Origin of the sequence: Phytoamicus setariae (genome assembly GCF_016722925.1) — a bacterium.
In the GTDB taxonomy this organism is placed as follows: Bacteria; Pseudomonadota; Alphaproteobacteria; order Rhizobiales; family Rhizobiaceae; genus Rhizobium_E; species Rhizobium_E setariae.
Genome location: NZ_JAEQNC010000007.1, coordinates 109,470 through 126,467 on the forward strand (window position 1 = coordinate 109,470; position 16,998 = coordinate 126,467).

Below are 16,998 nucleotides of genomic sequence, written 5' to 3' on the forward strand. Positions count from 1 at the left end.
CTATGACCTTCGATGAACTCTCCGCGCTGCTTTTGTCCTGGCCGCATGTCGAGGCATCGACCTCCTATGGCACGCCTTCCTTCAAGGTGAATGGCAAGCTGCTGACGCGCCTCCGGGAAGACGGCGATTCCCTGTTGATCAAGAGTGTGCCGCCCGAAGAACGCGAGATGCTCTGCCAAGCCTGCCCCGAGCTTTACTACTACACCGACCACTATCGCGATTATCCGATGGTGCTGATCCGCTTGTCGCTGGCAGATCAGGAAACAATCACGACAATGCTCGAGCGCACTTATCGGGAAATTCTCCCCAAAAAGCATAGATGAAGCGTTGACACTCACACGCGTGCCTGAGATTTCTCGCGACGACAAATTCAGGAGATTCCGCGATGAAATTACGTCAATTCAGCCGCACCCCTTGGGCGGTTTCCGAAATCGGTTTCGGCGCATGGGCCATCGGCGGCGCATGGGGCGATGTCTCCGAAACGGATGCGAAGAACGCGGTGCACCAGGCGCTCGATGCCGGCATGACATTCATCGACACGGCTGACGTCTATGGCGACGGCCGCTCTGAAAAGATTATCCGCGACGTGCTGAAGGAACGCAGCGGCATGCGCCCGATGGTTGCCACCAAGGCCGGCCGCCGCCTGCCTGCGCAGGTGGTGGAGGGTTACACCAGGGAAAATCTCGAGAGCTGGATCGACCGCTCGCTGACCAATCTCGGCGTCGAGACGCTCGACCTGGTCCAGCTCCATTGCCCTCCGACGGAAGTCTATTATAGGCCCGACGTGTTCGGCATCCTCGATGACCTGACCGCCAAAGGCAAGATCCGCTATTACGGCGTTTCGGTCGAGAAGGTCGAGGAAGGCCTGAAGGCGCTCGAGTTTCCCGGCGTCGTCTCGGTGCAGATCATCTACAACATCTTCCGCCAGCGCCCGGCCGACCTGTTCTTTCGCGAAGCCAAGGCGAAGAATGTCGCAACGATCATCCGCGTGCCCCTCTCCTCCGGCATGCTGACCGGCAAGATGAGTGCCAAAAGCCAGTTCGCCGCCGACGACCACAGGGCCTTCAACCGCCACGGCGAAGCCTTCGACATGGGCGAGACTTTTTCGGGCGTACCCTACGAGGTCGGCCTCGAAGCGGTGGAACTGCTGCGTCCGCTGGTACCTGGTGGTGCGACCATGGCGCAGTTCGCGCTGCGCTGGATCCTGATGCAGGATGCCGTAACCGTGACGATCCCCGGCGCCAAGAACAAGACGCAAGCTGAGGACAATGCCGCAGCATCCGTACTGGCACCCCTGTCTGCCGACGTCATGGCCGAAATCCGCAAAATCTACGAAGCCAAGGTCAAGCCGCACGTTCACCAGCGGTGGTAGGCTTCAGTTCCGACGTTCGTCGAGAAGCTTCCGCAGTTTCTCGACGATTGGCAGGCTGGCATCGACATCGTCGATATTGACCTGTCGCGCCAGAAACGCGACTTCCGGCTCGACGGCAGCGATTGCCGCCCGCACCGCCTCTCGGCCAGCACTTGAAATCTCGATGCGCTTGGAGCGTCCATCCCTAGCGTCGGGCCTCGTTTCGATGAAGCCGGCACGCTCCAGCGTCCCGAGCGTGCTGGTCATCGTACCCTTGGTAACCTGCATGGCGCGGGCGATTTCGACCGGGGTCTGGCCATTGCCGACGCGGCTGAGGTGATTGAGAATGCCGAACTGCGCCATGGTCATGCCATCAGGCATGACCTTTTCGAAGAGGCGCCCCGAAAGCTGGGCCGTGATGGCGATTTCGGTAAAGTACCGAAAGAGAGTTTCGACATCATCGGCCTTTTTCGTCATGCTTTCCGAATCCGTGTCTCATAGGGCCAGCGTGGGCTTGGCCGCGGGGGTTCGCCATAGCCAAGCCTTACAAACATTTGCAGCGTCTCGCCATCTCCGATCGACAGGGCCTCACGCATTGCGGCATAATGGGGCTTCATCTCCGGAAATTCCTGCAGCGCCTGACTGAAGGGCTGCATGCCGACCCCGGCCGCCGTGGCGGCGAGATTGATGCGGATATAGTCGCGCCCCGCGCGGATCTGGTCGGCGCGGCTGTTTCCTTTCGTCGTAACCCATAGGAATGCCATGGCCGTGTCGAAGGGTATCTTGAGGGCCGCAAGTTGCTGTTCGAAGACGCTGGATTTCGTGTCGAGCATTTCATACCGGTCGAGCAGGCCGGTCATCGACAGTCCCTCGAGAAGCGGCCCGGCCAGGGAAATACCATCGGGATTTGCCTCGATCTCGGCACGGCCGATCCGAAGCAGATCGACACTTTCCTTTGCGGCCTCATAGGTCGTTGTTTCCGTCAGCATCGCGTGCCAGGCGAGTTGCCTCAAGCGCTCAACCTCTGCCCGTTCGAAAGCCAAACCCGTGGTGCTCGAAATCGCTGCTGCGGCTATGCCAGCCAAAACGGCGGCGTCGACCGGGCGTGCCTCATCGAACGGCGCACGGTTGGTTCGCCGATGCAGAACCTGTGCGAAAAGCGGATCAGGCGCAGCAGCCGCCGCGGCCCTGGAAAGACGGATATGCGCCACCGGCCGGTCATCCAGTCGCGGAAATGCCTCTCCCTCGGGAAACAGCACTATGTCGGTCGAAATCCCCGCATGTGAGGCGGCAAGCGAGAACAGCTCGATGAAGCATCCGAGGCCAATAGTGATTTGCCGATCATGCGGATCGGTGTGCGGCAGCCGCCTGTCGGCCTGGCAATAGAGCGTGATCTCGTCCTTGACAGACAGATCAACCAGCCACGGCTGGCGGTTGTGCGGATTGGGTGCCAGGATAGCATAGGACAGTAGCTTGTACCTGACATCGTCCGTCTCGCGGCCCGCCTGCACCCAGGGCTGCCGGGCGGCCGAGGGATCGCGCGTGACCACCCACCCCCCGAAGGCGCCGGCCGCAAGAATGGTACCACCGCCCAGAATCGTCAGAAATTTGCGCCTGCCAGTCATATCGTATCACCCTATCTGGTTTGCCTTCAAACTATTTAGTATGACATCAAACTATATTCAAGGTCGGTCGACCAGATTTTCGGGTCGAGCGCCGCTCGTGTCTCTGGACTTCACATAAAGATATCTTTATATCTTTGTTCAAATCGTAAACCCGGGAAACCAAAATATGACCGCCTCTTCCAATCCCCTTTCCGATCTCCTTGCCGAAAAGGGCGTGTTGCTCGCTGATGGCGCCACCGGGACATCGCTGTTTGCCATGGGCCTCGAGGCCGGCGAAGCGCCGGAACTCTGGAACACCCAGAAGCCGGAAAACATCACCAAGCTGCATCAGGATTTCGTCGATGCCGGCGCCGATATCATCCTCACCAATACCTTCGGCGGCACGCGCCACCGGCTGAAGCTGCATCATGCTCAAGACCGCGTTCATGAGTTGAACAAGGTCGCGGCTGAAATCGCCCGCGCGGTGGCCGACAAGGCTCCGAAGAAGGTGATCGTGGCTGGCTCCGTCGGCCCCACTGGCGAGCTGCTGATCCCGCTCGGCGCAATGACCTATGAAGACGCTGTTTCGGCCTTTGCCGAGCAGATCGAAGGCCTGAAGGCTGGCGGCGCCGATGTCGCCTGGATAGAAACCATGTCGGCGCCCGATGAAATCCGCGCTGCCGCCGAAGCTGCCGTCAAGGTTGGCATGCCCTACGTCTACACCGGCTCCTTCGACACCGCCGGCAAGACAATGATGGGGCTTGCGCCCAAGGACATCCACGGCGTCGCGCCCGATATTGGCGACGGCCCCATCGCAGTCGGTGCCAATTGCGGCGTCGGCGCATCCGACATCCTGGCCACGTTGCTTTCCATGTCTGAAGCGGCACCTGATGCGACCATTGTCATCAAGGGCAACTGCGGCATTCCGGAATTCCGCGGCGAGAAGATCTACTATTCCGGCACACCGCCTCTGATGGCGGAATATGCGCGTTTGGCAATGGATGCCGGTGCAAAAATCATCGGCGGCTGCTGCGGCACCTCCTGCGAGCATCTGGCGGCAATCCGCGTGGCCGTGGACAATCATGTTGCCGGAGCGCGCCCGACGCTCGATGTAATCGTCGAAAAGATCGGGCCGCTGCGCAACAAGACTGCCGAAGAGCAAGCTGCTCCGCGCGAGCGCCGCAGCCGCCGCAGCTGATCAGCCAGATATCGCCGCTTGACGGAAAGCCCGGTCGCGCTTGCGAGACCGGGCTTTTCCATTCCAGCCGGCAATTGCCTGTGGAGCACCTTGTCGCCGTGCCCCACCGCTGACGAAATCGACGGTCAGAACTGTAATGTGCAATCAGCATAACGATTCCAGGATATGACAGATGAATGCAGCTCCCTTCCCCGACCGCGATACAGTCGCCGACCGCCTGAACGCCTTCGCCGAAACCGATCAGGCTTACCTGACCTTGCTGATGGAAAATCCGGTCCAGGATGACAATCTGCTCGACGGCCTGACGCTCTGGCTCAATCGCGCAACTGAGGCGCGGTTCCTCAATGCGCTGAGACTGTCGAAGGCCGGCGAGTGGCTGGGCAGCAATGCACCGGCGCGCTTGCAGATACGGTTGATGGAACTCGCCCGCGCCTCCCAGCACGCAGCTTACCTAGCGTTTCGCGAAGGATTGACGCAGTCGAAGGGCTTGGAGAAGGCCTTTCCCAAAGCATGATTTAGCCCTCCCCCCGAGGGCACAGGGAGAGGGCTTGGAGCCGGGCAGGCTCCGTTGAAAGGCGAATGGTGAACGGGTTATTCGCCTTTCAAACTCTTTGATAGTTCCACGAGCTTGAGGAATTCCGCCCGATAGCCGAACGGGTCCATCCCCCTGGAGTCAGTGCCGAGCTTGAGGATACTGTCCCAGCTGTAGTCGGACAGCTGGTTCTCGCCCTTCAGCTTCTGCCCGAAGGCGGCGACCGCCACCGAAAAGCGGACATCGCCAGCTGCGTCATCCACCCCTGCCTTGGCCTCGCCGGCCCTGACCGGCATGGTGATCAGGTTGCTTTTGTCCTCATCAGGCTTCTTGTAGCGGATCTTGACGAAGGCGAGCTCATCGGAGGCCGCCACCTTCACATCGGTGGCGAGTGTGCTGTCCTGCTTCTTCTCCGCGTAGCGCAGATCGTCGTTCAGGACTGCCGGGCTGCCCTTCGGAGTGACCTCATAGATCGCCGTCACCCGGTGGCCCGAGCCAATCTCGCCGGCATCGATCTTGTCGTTGTTGAAATCCTCACGCTTCAACGCACGGGTCTCGTAACCGATGAGACGGTACTCGGCGATTTTCTCCGGGTTGAACTCCACCTGGATCTTCACATCCTTGGCGATCGGAAACAGCGAGGCCGTTGCCTCCTGCACCAGCGTCTTCTGCGCTTCCGACAACGTGTCGATATAGGCGGCGACGCCATTGCCGTTCTGCGCCAGCGTCTGCATCAGGCCATCGTTATAGTTGCCGGTGCCGAAGCCGAGAACGGAAAGAAAAATGCCCGTTTTGCGCTTGGCCTCGATCATCTTCTTCAAGTCTTCGTCGCTGGACGGACCGACATTGAAATCGCCATCAGTGGCGAGGAAGATGCGGTTGACCCCATTCTTGACAAACGCCTTCTCCGCCAGCCGGTAAGCTGCCTCGATGCCCTCGGCACCGGCGGTCGAACCACCAGGCTGAAGATTGTCGATTGCAGCAAGGATCTTGGATTTGTCGGCTGCCTTGGTCGGCTCCAGCACCACGCCGGAATTGCCGGCATAGACGACGATCGACACGGTATCATCGGGCTTGAGCTTGCCCACCAGCAGGCGGAACGCGCTTTTCAGCAAAGGCAGCTTATTGGGATCGTCCATCGAACCGGAAACATCGATCAGGAAAACGAGGTTTGCCGGCCGCTGCTCCTGCTGTTGGATCTCATAGCCCTTGATGCCGATGTGCATCAGCTGGGTGTGGGTGTTCCACGGCGTCGGCATGACGGTGATGTTGGCATTGAAAGCCTGATCGGCACTTTGCGGCGGCTTCCAGTCGTAGGGGAAGTAGTTGATCATCTCCTCGACGCGTACGCTGTCCGGCTCCGGCAGATGGCCGCTCATGATCGCCTGCCTGGTATAGGCATAGGACGCCGTATCGACATCGATCGAGAACGTAGAGACCGGGTCGGTGGCAACGGAATGTACCGGGTTGATTTCTTTGGAGGTGAACCGGTCCCCGGCATCTTTCTGCAGGATTGTCGGCGATGGCGCGACGACGCCCTGGCTTTCCATACTCGTGCCGATCGACATTTTCTTGCGCATTGCACCGGTTGGCTGCACCGTCATTGGACGGGCGACCGAAAGGGCATCGACCGGCGCAGTCTCGGTCTCGGCGGTCAAGTCGCTGGCGTCTGCAGCGGGCGCCGGCTTCGGCAGTTCAGCAACAGCCTGGTTCTGGGTGCTGTCGACAACCGGTTGCTGCACGTCGCTCCGGCCTTGACCGGCGGCAGTGGGAACTGCCTTGCTCGCGTCACCGGCCCCGGCCAGCTCTTCCATCTTTTGGGTAGCAGGTTCCGGCTTTTTTCCCACATTGCCCGATTCCAGCCCGGCATCCTTGTCGGCTAAAACAGGCATTTCACCGAGTTGGAAGCTCCTGTCATGGAGCATTCCGATGGTGATGTAGCCGGCAGCGGGCAGGACGATAAGCGTGGCGAGGGCCGATCCGGCCAGCAATCTCTTGTTCATGATGGAGCTCCACATCTGGGTTAGTATGGAGCTTTGACGACGGATCTCTTGCGTTCCTTTGGTATGGAGGGAAACTTTTTCTTCAGCGTCGAATGCCGACATGGCGGCAGCAAGGGCACGCTGACGGGCTGCATCCGATGGCTGGGGAGACGTCATGCGGCCGAGTTTGTCGAGTTCGTTTTCCATCATACGCTCCTTCATGCCACTTCCCGGCCGAGGATAGTCCTCAACCGCTTGCGCGCCTCGTGGAGATGCCACGAGACGGTGCTTTCCGAACAACCCAGCACATCGGCCGCCTCGCCATGGCCGAGCCCTTCGGCATAGACAAGCATCACGGCATCGCGCTGTTTTGGCGACAATGTCTGCACGGCTGTCCAGAGTTCCTGCATGTCTTCCTCGTGCATGGGTTCCGAGTGCATTGAGGGGTCGAGGCTCCATTCCGCCGCATTGCGCCGATCCCGCTGCGATTTCCGCGCCAGATCGCGCACCGCGTTCAGCACCAGCGTGTAGAGCCATGTGCGGAAGCGTCCCTCTCCCCGGAAGCCGCGGATCGCATTGGCCAGCCTCACGCAGACATCCTGTGCGACATCCTCTGCATCCGCTCTGTTGCGCGTCCATTTCCAGGCCGCCGCATGAATAAAATCATAGTGCATCTCCACGAGTTGCCCGAAGGCCAACCGATCCCCATGAGATGCACGCCTGATTAGTTCCGGTTCCAATTCGGTTCGCCCTCTCAACTGCCATATGAGGGTAAGACGTTTGCCACTGCCAATTCCTTGGGTAGGCCCGGATTATTTTGTCCGTCCGCCAGTTGGAACCGGTGTACACAGCAAGCACCTTGTTCTAACGCTGGCCGATTATTGATTCCGGTATAAAAAACTCAGTTTCCCAAAGGCACGCAATGTCTTCCCGCCGCGACTACCAGCTTGGTCTGCTTTTTGTGACCATATCAGCGATTGCATGGAGCACGACTGGGTTCTTTACCCGACTGATACCGCTCGACAGCTTTACCCTGCTGGCTTGGCGAGGCATTTTCGGAAGCGTCAGCGTGTTGCTGGTGATCATCCTCAGCAACCCCAAAGGATGGGTCCGCGAGTTTACCCGCATCGGCAGGGTGGAACTGATCTACATCGCATTGACGGTGTCGGGCATGATGATGTTCATCACATCGCTCCGCCACACGTCTGTTGCCCACAACGCCGTCATTTACGCAACGATTCCGTTTCTCGCCGGCTTCCTGGGCTGGTATTTCCTGCGCGAGTATCCGACCCGCAGCTCAATCGTTTCGAGTGGCGTAGCGTTGGTCGGGGTGCTGCTGATGGTCGGCTTCGGTGGAGATGGTGGTCTGTTCGGTGACATCCTGTCATTCGGCATGACCCTGAGTATGGCCGCCTCGATTATCGTCATCCGGAAAAACCCCACGATGTCGGTCCTGCCATCGGCCTGCATCGGCGCGATCATCAGCGTGTTCATCTGTTGGCCCCTTGGTGCGCCGCTGGACGTCACCAGCCTGCAACTCTGCCATCTCGCCTTGCTCGGCGTCGTCAATTCAGCCATCGGCCTGGCATTCTTCGCCCTGGGATCGAAAAAACTGCCGGCGGTGGAGACAGCGCTGATTGGCGCACTCGATACGCCGCTTGCGCCGCTTTGGGTCTGGATCGCCTTCAGCGAGACTCCCGGAATCAACACGATCATCGGCGGAGGCATCGTCCTCGCCGCAGTCATTGGCCACATCATTGTAAGCCAGAAGGCATCGCCGCTGCCGCAAGCAGCTGGCTAAGGAATATACATGGACCCTCGCCGCGACTACCAACTCGGTCTTTTCTTTGTCATGGCGGCCGCCATAACCTGGAGTTCCGCCGGATTTTTCACCCGCCTGATCGACCTGGACTACCCGACGATGATTGCCGGCCGCGGCATTTTTGGCGCGTTGGGGCTGTTCATCGTCATTGTCATCATGAACGGGCGAAAATGGCCTCGCCTTTTCATCACCATGGGACGCAACGAAGCGATTTACATCGCCCTCGTCGTTCTTGGCATGATCGCCTTCATCGGCTCGCTGGGGCTGACCTCGGTCGCCCACAATGCCGTGATCTTTGCCACAATTCCGCTGATTTCGGCGTTCCTGGGCTGGTTCTTCCTCCGCGAAATCCCTTCGCAAACCGTGCTCGTGGCCTCGGCCGTAGCGATTCTCGGCGTTGCCATCATGATGGGTTTCGGTTTCGATGGCGGCCTGTCCGGCGATATTCTCTCGTTCGTCGCCACGCTCTGCATGGCGCTGTCGATCATCATCATCCGCCTGAACCCGACGATCGCGATCACCGCATGCGCCTGCGTCGGCTCACTCGTCAGCGGCCTGGTCTGCCTGCCATTTGCCGACCTCTCGGCGGTGACGCCGACGCATTTCGGTTATCTCGTGCTGTTCGGCTTGCTGAACTCGGCGGCCGGCCTGACGCTGTTCTCACTCGGTTCGCGCCGCCTGCCGGCGGTTGAAACCGCGTTGATCTCGACGCTCGACACGCCGCTTTCGCCACTCTGGGTGTGGCTCGCCTTCGGTGAAACCGCCGGACCGCAAACGCTGGTCGGCGGCGGCATCGTGCTGGGTGCAGTGGTCATGCACGTCGTCATCAGCCAACGACGTCAGGCGAGAGCCGCCATATGAAACCGCAACTGTTCGTCCGGATAGCGATATTCAGCACCGACAGGACAGGCATTGCGCGCCAGGCAGCCGGACGCCAGGCAGCCATGCCGGCCCGCCGGCGAAAGTAGATGCAACCGGCAGGCGGCGACGTCGAATGATGCCGGTTTGATCGCATCGACGGGACAATATGTGAGGCAAGGCTTGGCGGTGCAATGGTCGCATGGATGGATGCGCTGCGGCTGGCTGACTTTTCCGATCTTCTCGCCAAATCCCAGCGCCCCGCGATACCCGTGCCATAGTCCGTATTCGGGGTGGACGAGAATTCCAAGCGGTGACGGCTTCAGCCCTTCCGCCCGCATCGCCCATTGTTGGAAAGGCTGCCAGGGTTTTTCCGAGGGAAACCATGACGTTGCGCCGATTTCTTCAGCCGTTGGCCGGATCACCTCCTGGGACCAGGTATCCAGGGGATCGGCGACGTCGAGATGCGTTGAGAACCAGGCCTCGAAGGCCGGCCAGATCGAGCCGCCGATATTGCCCAACAGAATGACGGTGCGCGCCGTCCCACCCGTTGCCAGTTCCGGTCCATCGTCATCAAAGTGGATCATCCCGCGCAAAAAAATTCCGTGCGGGGAAAGCCCCGCACGGATGTCTTCGATGATGTCTTGATCGCTACCCATTATGTCCGGCCAGGCGGTCTGTAGTGCGGACGCCAAACGTCCCGCTGTATCCAGTCGGCAACCTGAAACCGTCCGCCACTCTCCCTGGCTTCGGGACCCTTTCAGGTAAAGGCGTCGGGCATCGAATCCTTCTTCTGCTTGATATAGGCGAGAAGGGCTTCGTCGATCGCCGGATCGAGCGCGGGCGCTTCATACTGATCGAGCCAGGAGCGGCAAAGCGCATTGGCGCGCTGTTCGATGCGCTTGGCGCCTTCCACTTCCCACTGTTCGTAGGAATTGTTGTCGGCGAGTGCCGAGCGGTAGAAAGCGGTCTGGAAATTGGCCTGCGTATGGGCGCAACCCAGATAATGGCTGCCCGGGCCGACTTCGCGGATAGCGTCGAGCGCCTGCGCGTTTTCGGAAAGATCCACGCCTTCGGCCATCTTCTGCATCATGCCGAGCTGGTCCTGGTCGATCATGAACTTCTCGTAGGACGAGACCAGGCCGCCTTCGAGCCAGCCAGCCGCGTGCAGCACGAAATTGGTGCCGGCAAGCAGCGTCATATTGATCGTGTTGGCCGACTCGTGGGCTGCCTGGGCATCGGGAACCTTCGAACCGCAAAGCGAGCCACCGGTACGGAACGGCAATCCGAGACGGCGCGCCAACTGGGCCGCACCATACGATACCAGCGACGGCTCTGGCGTGCCGAAGGTCGGCGCACCCGACTGCATGGAGATCGACGCAGCGAACGTACCAAACAGCACCGGAGCGCCCTTGCGGATCAGCTGGGTGAACGCCGCACCCGCCAGGACTTCGGCAAGGATCTGGGTCAGCGTACCGGTGACTGTCACCGGGCTCATGGCACCGGACAGGATGAACGGCGAGATGACCGTTGCCTGATTGTGTCGGGCATAAACCTTCAGCGCTCCCACCATGGTCTCGTCGAAAACCATCGGCGAGTTTGCATTGATGAGGTTGAGGGTAACGCAATTGTTCTCGACGAAATCGTCACCGAACACCAGCTTTGCCATGGCGATCGTGTCCTCGGCGCGCTCAGGAGCGGTGACCGAGCCCATGAAAGGCTTGTCGGAATATTTGATATGGCTGTAGACCATGTCGAGATGGCGCTTGTTGACCGGGATATCGACCGGTTCGCACACCGTTCCGCCCGACGAATGCATCGACGGTGCCATATAGGCGAGCTTGACGAAATTGTTGAAGTCCTCGATCGTCGCATAGCGGCGGACGCCTTCGAGATCGCGCACGAAGGGAGGTCCGTAGACGGGGGCAAACACAGTCGCTTTGCCGCCGATATGGACGCTGCGCTCCGGATTGCGGGCATGCCAGGTAAAGTTCGACGGTGCCGTTTTCAACAGTTCACGGCACAGCCCTTTGGGAAAATGTACCCGCTCGCCGCGCACGTCGGCGCCGGCTTCCTTCCACAGCGCCAGCGCTTCGGCATCGTCACGGAACTCGATGCCGATTTCCTCGAGGATCAAGTCGGCATTGCGCTCGATCAGCTGCAGCCCTTCTTCGTCAAGCACCTCATACTCGCGAATCTTGCGGGTGATATAGGGAAGAGACGCACCCGGACCGCCACCCGTACGCGATGCACGCCGTGCGGCCGCTCCACGTCCGCGCCGCCCGCCGCCTTCTGCCTGTTCGTTTGTCTGGTCCATTGTCGTTTCCTCTGCGAAAATCCGTTATGCACGGCTCAATGTTTCCACCGATCCTAAACAATGCCGCAAAAGGAACATTCCAGAAAGCGCCAATGTGTGCGCTGGAAACGAAGTAACGAAGATGTGCCACGATTCAGATCGGAAAAATTCAGGCATGCGCTGGATCTGCTCGAGCAAGCCGCAGGCGTTTACCCCGGAAATTGCTGCTTTTTTTGGATAATACGGGATACAGTGCAATTTTCGGCCACCCAGCGGGAAGAGAACTCACCTCCATTGCGCCAACTTGTATGGCCTTCGTCGTTTTTCGTCCCCGAGCACGTCGTTTTCGAAAACGCTTTGCAAATGGCGAACGCTAACTATAGTGGCATACAGCCGATTTGGCCGAACTACCGGCTTTAAAATTCAATTCACGAGGATCGCAATGGCAGACGATGAAATCATTCTTTCCGAGCTCTCGGACGAAGAACTCGTGCAGCAGATGCACGACGATCTCTATGATGGCCTGAAGGAAGAAATCGAGGAAGGCACCAACATCCTCCTCGGGCGTGGCTGGGCACCCTACGACGTCCTGACGCAAGCGCTCGTCGAAGGCATGCGTATCGTCGGCATCGACTTCCGCGACGGCATCCTGTTCGTGCCGGAAGTTCTGTTGTCGGCCAACGCGATGAAGGCCGGCATGTTCATCCTGCGCCCGCTGCTCGCCGCCACAGGCGCTCCGAAGCAGGGCAAGATGGTCATCGGCACCGTCAAGGGCGATATCCACGACATCGGCAAGAACCTCGTCGGCATGATGATGGAAGGTGCCGGTTTCGATGTCATCGACCTCGGCATCAACAACCCGGTCGAGAACTACCTCGATGCGATCGAGCGCGAACAGCCGGACATTCTCGGTATGTCGGCGCTTTTGACCACCACCATGCCCTACATGAAGGTCGTCATCGACACGATGAAGGAAAAGGGCATTCGCGACGACTATATCGTCCTCGTCGGCGGTGCCCCGCTCAACGAGGAATTCGGCAAGGCTGTGGGCGCCGACGCCTATTGCCGTGATGCCGCCGTCGCCGTAGAGACCGCAAAGGAATATATCAAGCGCAAGCACAACATGCTCGCAGCTGGTTGATAGACAGTTCCGGAACTTGGCAGGCCGCGCAGCAATGCGCGGCCTGTTGCGTTCCTGAGATCAGTTCGCGGCGTCCTTGACGGCATCCTTCGTGTTGGACACATCCCGTCCGGCTCCCCGGATGGTGTTTGCGCAAGACGACAGCGCAAGTGCCGCAATCAAGGCAAGGACAATTGAAGTCGTTAGCCTGGACATTTCAATTTCTCCTTGTCTGATGTGGTTAGTTTGCGATGTCCTTGGCGGCGCGCTCGGTCGCATTGGCGGTGTTCGACACATCGCGGCCGGCACCACGGATCGTATTGGCGCACGAGGTGAGGAAAATTGCGGCGGTTAGGGCAATGACAATCTTCGCGGAAATGTTCGACATCTTGGCTCTCCAAATCGCAATGGAATGACGAGGCGGCCCGCCTCATGCGCATCAAAGCGACTCCTGCCTCTGTTTGCCAGCCGAGCCGCTCGGCATTTTAACGCGCGAAACGCGGATTTGTTCAACCGTCACGCAAGAATTCGCGAGAAATCCACAAAACCGGTGGAGCACAGCCAAATGTTCCGCGGCCCGATTGAAGTTTGCGCGCGCCAGCTTTTGCCGCAGCCGGCATTTCATCAAGATTGAATTAGACTATATTGATAACAGTATAGCTGCTGGACCCACCCATGAACGCCTCACCCTCCGATACTGCACCCGAACCCGTCCGCGTTATCGCCTGTGGCGCGATCGCGCGCGAGATCATCGCACTCAAGGCAGCCAATGGTCTCGAACATATCGACCTGCAGTGTCTTCCTGCGATCTGGCACGTCTATCCCACAAAGATCGCGCCGGCCCTGCGAGAAAAGATTGCCGAGGCGCGCGCCGAAGGGTTTCGCCGGATCTATATTGGTTACGCCGAATGCGGCACCCAGGGACAGATCGACAAGATTTGTGAAGAAGAAGGCATCGAACGGATCGCGGGGCCGCATTGCTATGCCTTCTATACCGGCACGGAAAAATTCCTCGCCGAATGCGACAATGAGATTTCAGCATTTTACCTGACAGATCTCATCGCCCGCCAGTTCGAGGCATTCGTCATCGAACCGCTCAAACTCGACAAGCACCCGGAACTGCGTGATATGGTATTCGGCAACTACACCAAGATCGTCTATCTCGCACAAACAGAAGATCCTGAGCTGCAGAAAAAGGCTCGGTGGGCGGCTGACTACCTGAAGCTGGATTATGAATACCGCTTTACCGGGTACGGCGACCTTGAAGCAGCGATCATGTCGGCTTAAGTCTTCGGTACTGCACAAAGAGGCAATGAAAAATATTTTTCGCGCCTGATCCGTGGTCTTAATTGCATGATAATCGCACTTTAAGGAACAGGCCCTAAGCTACCACGGCGGGATGGTGTTGGACTGAACTATCCAGCATTGTCGTGTGTTTCGCGCCAAGCAGTGCATAGGTGCCACGTGTCGGATATCAGCATGGAAATGATCGTCAACGAAATGAAGATCAAGGAAAAGCCCGAGAAGCTTTCCGAGCTGCTTCGTCATGTTTCGGATAATGCCGGTGAAAAGGTCACTCTGGGCGAAATCGCCGATGCGATGGCCGATCGTTCCTTCGGCGCTTTTCTCGTCGTCTTCTGTCTTCCCAATCTCATTCCTCTGCCGCCGGGCGCCACCTTCGTTCTCGGGCTGCCACTGGTATTCATCGCTTTTCAGATGGCATTTTCTCGCCTCGACACAATCTGGCTGCCCAAGCGGCTGCATTACTATGCATTTGACAACAAGGGTTTTTCTGCGGTTCTCGACAAGTTCGTGCCCTGGATGCAAAAAGCCGAAAAACTGATCAAGCCGCGCTTCTGGCCAGCCAACAGCCGGTTCTACGAACGGATCATCGGCCTGTTTTCCCTCTTGCTGGCACTCGTCATCTTCCTGCCGATACCGCTCGGCAACATGGGGCCAGCCTACGCGCTGGCGCTGATGGGCCTTGGCCTGACCGAACGCGACGGCCTGGTTCTGGCTGTCGGCGCTGTCATCGGCATCGTTTTCTCGGTGGTGATCGGTTACATCGGCTACGAACTTGTCAAACTTGTCCCCCATTTCCTTCACCAGATCCCCCTTTACTGGACCACTTTCCTGCAGTTCTTTTCGTAACGGCCGCCCGGAAGCGACCGGGATTTTTCACTTGTCGCAATAAGGCCAATGCGACGTCGTGCCTAGCCGGGCGGCGCAGCCTGCTCCTGTTCCATTCTAGGCGAAAGAGGAGTTTGGGGATGGCTGACCGCATCATCGTTTACTGGCGTGATATTCCAGCGCAGGTAATCATCAAAAAGGGTAGAACGAACGCCAAGCGCGAGCTGTCGCTGCGCTTCACCGAGGCGATCGACATGTGTGCCATGCGTACCGGCGCGGCAGAAAGCGGCGACTATCTGGCCGACTGGCGCAAGGCCGATCCTGTGCCTGTGTCCGACGATCTCGAAGCCGAGGCCGACAAGATGGCGGCAGAGCTTGAAGCGACCTACGACCGCGAAAGGCTCGTCGCGCTTGTAAAAAGCGGCGGCCGCGAAAATGGTTGAGTTGAAGATCCACAAGAAACCGGCGACGGCCTATGTGCCTTCCGGCGTATCCGCTGTCGGACGTCAGAAGCGGAGCTACACGATCCGCCTCTGGTCGATCCGCCATTCCAAGCAGCTTGAATGGGTTTACGACAAGTTCGCCAAGCTCTTTTTGTTGTTGCACCCCGTGTGGAACAAGCTCGGCTACGCACGCGTCGAAAGACCGGTCAAATTCGTCGAGAAGCACGTCAAGGGCCTGATGTTCGACTGTCGCATGTGCGGCCAGTGCGTGCTCTCGTCGACTGGCATGAGCTGCCCGATGAACTGTCCCAAGCAGCTTCGCAACGGCCCCTGCGGCGGCGTTCGCGCCAATGGCAATTGCGAGGTCGAGCCAGATATGCCCTGCGTCTGGGTCAAGGCCTGGGAAGGCTCGCGCAACATGGTGCACGGCGACAAGATCATGAACGTGCAGAAGCCTGTCGATCAGTCGCTGCGCGAAACCTCGGCCTGGCTGCGCGTCACTGCTCAATCGGCTGCCGAAAAAGAACCAATGAAGAAGGACGCGTGAGCCGCATGGTGCATATCGATGAAAATCCACTCGGCCCGCACCTGCCGCTGGATCCCCTGCCCGGCCACTCCTCGCTCGGCCGGTTGGAGCGCGTGCTGCGTCGCGGCGAATTCGCCGTCACAGCCGAACTGAACCCGCCCGACAGCGCCGACCCGCAGGAGGTCTACGACCGCGCAGCGATCTTCGAAGGCTGGGTCGACGGCATCAATGCCGTCGATGCCTCCGGTGCCAACTGCCACATGTCGTCCGTCGGCATCTGCGCGCTGCTGACCCGCATGGGCTATGCGCCGATCATGCAGATCGCCTGCCGTGACAAGAACCGCATCGCCATCCAGGGCGACGTGCTGGGCGCGGCGGCCATGGGTGTGGCCAACATCATGTGCCTGACGGGCGACGGCGTGCAGGCCGGCGACCAGCCGGGCGCCAAGCCGGTCTTCGACCTGGACTGCATGTCGCTGCTCGAAACCGTCCGCACGATGCGCGACCAGTCGAAGTTTCTTTCCGGCCGCAAGATCACCAAAGCGCCGCAGGTCTTCCTCGGCGCGGCGATCAATCCCTTTGCGCCGCCCTACGATTTCCGCCCCTATCGCCTGGGCAAGAAGATCGAAGCCGGTGCACAGTTCGTCCAGAGCCAGTATTGCTTCGACGTGCCGATGTTCAAGGAATACATGAAGAAGGTTGTTGACCTCGGCTATGCCGAGCAGTGCTTCATTCTCGCCGGTGTCGGCCCAATGGCGTCTGCCAAGACCGCCAAGTGGATTCGCTCCAATGTCCCGGGCATCCATATCCCGGACGCCGTCATCAAGCGGCTCGAAGGAGCACAGGATCAGAAGAAGGAAGGCAAGCAACTCTGCATCGACATCATCAACGAGGTGAAGGAAATTCCGGGCGTCAGTGGCGTCCATGTCATGGCCTACCGCCAGGAAGAATATGTCTCCGAGATCGTCCACGAATCCGGCGTCCTCAAGGGCCGCACCCCGTGGAAGCGCACGCCTCGATCCGAGATGCACGAATATCTGGAAGAAACAGCAAACGGCCTGGTCGACCAATCGCTGAGATGAACACCCAGGCCAGCATCCGGCACGGTCGATAGCCTCGGCTTGCCACCCAACCAA

General features: G+C 59.2%; 20 protein-coding genes. 12 read left to right on the forward strand and 8 right to left on the reverse strand.

Translation table 11 applies throughout. The annotated features are described in order from the left end of the window. The first annotated feature begins 2 nt into the window (after positions 1-2). Both JJB09_RS14120 and JJB09_RS14125 read left to right on the forward strand, forming a co-directional pair. A complete protein-coding gene (locus JJB09_RS14120) occupies positions 3-323 on the forward strand; it encodes an MmcQ/YjbR family DNA-binding protein (RefSeq protein ID WP_201659189.1) in 321 nt (106 codons plus the stop codon). 62 nt (positions 324-385) lie between these two features. Then, a complete protein-coding gene (locus JJB09_RS14125) occupies positions 386-1,372 on the forward strand; it encodes an aldo/keto reductase (RefSeq protein ID WP_201659192.1) in 987 nt (328 codons plus the stop codon). A 3-nt stretch (positions 1,373-1,375) separates the two neighbouring features. On the opposite strand, the gene JJB09_RS14130 is transcribed toward JJB09_RS14125, so the two are convergent. Beyond that, the gene (locus tag JJB09_RS14130; protein WP_201659195.1) at positions 1,376-1,828 is read right to left on the reverse strand and encodes a MarR family winged helix-turn-helix transcriptional regulator; all 453 of its coding nucleotides are present in this window, start codon (positions 1,826-1,828) and stop codon (positions 1,376-1,378) included. Further along, entirely contained in the window at positions 1,825-2,976 is a 1,152-nt protein-coding gene (locus tag JJB09_RS14135) for an Acg family FMN-binding oxidoreductase (protein ID WP_201659197.1), read from the reverse strand. Before JJB09_RS14135 ends, JJB09_RS14130 begins: the two co-directional genes overlap by 4 nt. Positions 2,977-3,142: 166 nt before the next feature. Between JJB09_RS14135 and bmt the strand changes: the two genes are divergently transcribed. Both bmt and JJB09_RS14145 read left to right on the forward strand, forming a co-directional pair. Further along, positions 3,143-4,153 carry a betaine--homocysteine S-methyltransferase gene (bmt, locus tag JJB09_RS14140; protein WP_201659199.1) on the forward strand — a complete coding sequence of 337 codons (1,011 nt, stop codon included), beginning with the start codon at positions 3,143-3,145 and terminating at the stop codon, positions 4,151-4,153. Positions 4,154-4,325: 172 nt separating this feature from the next. Continuing rightward, positions 4,326-4,667 (forward strand): hypothetical protein, encoded by a 342-nt coding sequence (locus JJB09_RS14145; RefSeq protein ID WP_201659201.1) that lies wholly within the window; start codon positions 4,326-4,328, stop codon positions 4,665-4,667. Between the two features lie 77 nt (positions 4,668-4,744). Here JJB09_RS14145 and JJB09_RS14150 read toward each other — a convergent pair whose 3' ends face one another. Beyond that, the gene (locus tag JJB09_RS14150) at positions 4,745-6,889 is read right to left on the reverse strand and encodes a vWA domain-containing protein (RefSeq protein WP_246748724.1); all 2,145 of its coding nucleotides are present in this window, start codon (positions 6,887-6,889) and stop codon (positions 4,745-4,747) included. Then, positions 6,886-7,407: an RNA polymerase sigma factor gene (locus JJB09_RS14155; protein WP_201659203.1), complete on the reverse strand. Its 522-nt coding sequence runs from the start codon at positions 7,405-7,407 to the stop codon at positions 6,886-6,888. The genes JJB09_RS14150 and JJB09_RS14155 overlap by 4 nt, the downstream gene beginning before the upstream one ends. A gap of 182 nt (positions 7,408-7,589) precedes the next feature. Between JJB09_RS14155 and JJB09_RS14160 the strand changes: the two genes are divergently transcribed. After that, the gene (locus tag JJB09_RS14160) at positions 7,590-8,468 is read left to right on the forward strand and encodes a DMT family transporter (RefSeq protein ID WP_201659204.1); all 879 of its coding nucleotides are present in this window, start codon (positions 7,590-7,592) and stop codon (positions 8,466-8,468) included. 9 nt (positions 8,469-8,477) lie between these two features. Continuing rightward, positions 8,478-9,350: a DMT family transporter gene (locus JJB09_RS14165; protein ID WP_201659206.1), complete on the forward strand. Its 873-nt coding sequence runs from the start codon at positions 8,478-8,480 to the stop codon at positions 9,348-9,350. On the opposite strand, the gene JJB09_RS14170 is transcribed toward JJB09_RS14165, so the two are convergent. Both JJB09_RS14170 and JJB09_RS14175 read right to left on the reverse strand, forming a co-directional pair. Next, a complete protein-coding gene (locus JJB09_RS14170) occupies positions 9,329-10,006 on the reverse strand; it encodes a 4Fe-4S dicluster domain-containing protein (protein WP_201659208.1) in 678 nt (225 codons plus the stop codon). The two genes, JJB09_RS14165 and JJB09_RS14170, sit on opposite strands and share 22 nt — an antisense overlap. Before the next feature lie 101 nt (positions 10,007-10,107). Next, the gene (locus JJB09_RS14175; protein ID WP_201659210.1) at positions 10,108-11,664 is read right to left on the reverse strand and encodes a trimethylamine methyltransferase family protein; all 1,557 of its coding nucleotides are present in this window, start codon (positions 11,662-11,664) and stop codon (positions 10,108-10,110) included. A 421-nt stretch (positions 11,665-12,085) separates the two neighbouring features. Between JJB09_RS14175 and JJB09_RS14180 the strand changes: the two genes are divergently transcribed. Beyond that, positions 12,086-12,784, forward strand: a complete 699-nt coding sequence (locus JJB09_RS14180) for a corrinoid protein (protein ID WP_201659213.1) — start codon at positions 12,086-12,088, stop codon at positions 12,782-12,784. A gap of 60 nt (positions 12,785-12,844) precedes the next feature. On the opposite strand, the gene JJB09_RS26930 is transcribed toward JJB09_RS14180, so the two are convergent. Both JJB09_RS26930 and JJB09_RS14185 read right to left on the reverse strand, forming a co-directional pair. Beyond that, positions 12,845-12,979: a hypothetical protein gene (locus JJB09_RS26930; protein ID WP_281431832.1), complete on the reverse strand. Its 135-nt coding sequence runs from the start codon at positions 12,977-12,979 to the stop codon at positions 12,845-12,847. Between the two features lie 25 nt (positions 12,980-13,004). After that, positions 13,005-13,151, reverse strand: coding sequence for an entericidin domain-containing protein (locus JJB09_RS14185; protein WP_201659216.1), 147 nt, complete (start codon positions 13,149-13,151; stop codon positions 13,005-13,007). Between the two features lie 287 nt (positions 13,152-13,438). Between JJB09_RS14185 and JJB09_RS14190 the strand changes: the two genes are divergently transcribed. The 5 genes from JJB09_RS14190 to JJB09_RS14210 all read left to right on the forward strand — a co-directional run bounded on the left by JJB09_RS14190 (position 13,439) and on the right by JJB09_RS14210 (position 16,944). After that, positions 13,439-14,050: a DUF1638 domain-containing protein gene (locus JJB09_RS14190; RefSeq protein WP_201659219.1), complete on the forward strand. Its 612-nt coding sequence runs from the start codon at positions 13,439-13,441 to the stop codon at positions 14,048-14,050. A 192-nt stretch (positions 14,051-14,242) separates the two neighbouring features. Beyond that, on the forward strand, positions 14,243-14,914 hold the full coding sequence (locus JJB09_RS14195) for an exopolysaccharide biosynthesis protein (protein WP_201659221.1): 672 nt from the start codon (positions 14,243-14,245) through the stop codon (positions 14,912-14,914). 119 nt (positions 14,915-15,033) lie between these two features. After that, positions 15,034-15,336 (forward strand): virulence factor, encoded by a 303-nt coding sequence (locus JJB09_RS14200; protein WP_201659224.1) that lies wholly within the window; start codon positions 15,034-15,036, stop codon positions 15,334-15,336. After that, the gene (locus JJB09_RS14205; RefSeq protein ID WP_201659227.1) at positions 15,329-15,883 is read left to right on the forward strand and encodes a methylenetetrahydrofolate reductase C-terminal domain-containing protein; all 555 of its coding nucleotides are present in this window, start codon (positions 15,329-15,331) and stop codon (positions 15,881-15,883) included. The genes JJB09_RS14200 and JJB09_RS14205 overlap by 8 nt, the downstream gene beginning before the upstream one ends. 8 nt (positions 15,884-15,891) lie before the next feature. Continuing rightward, positions 15,892-16,944 (forward strand): methylenetetrahydrofolate reductase, encoded by a 1,053-nt coding sequence (locus tag JJB09_RS14210; RefSeq protein WP_425523730.1) that lies wholly within the window; start codon positions 15,892-15,894, stop codon positions 16,942-16,944. Positions 16,945-16,998: the final 54 nt, after the last annotated feature.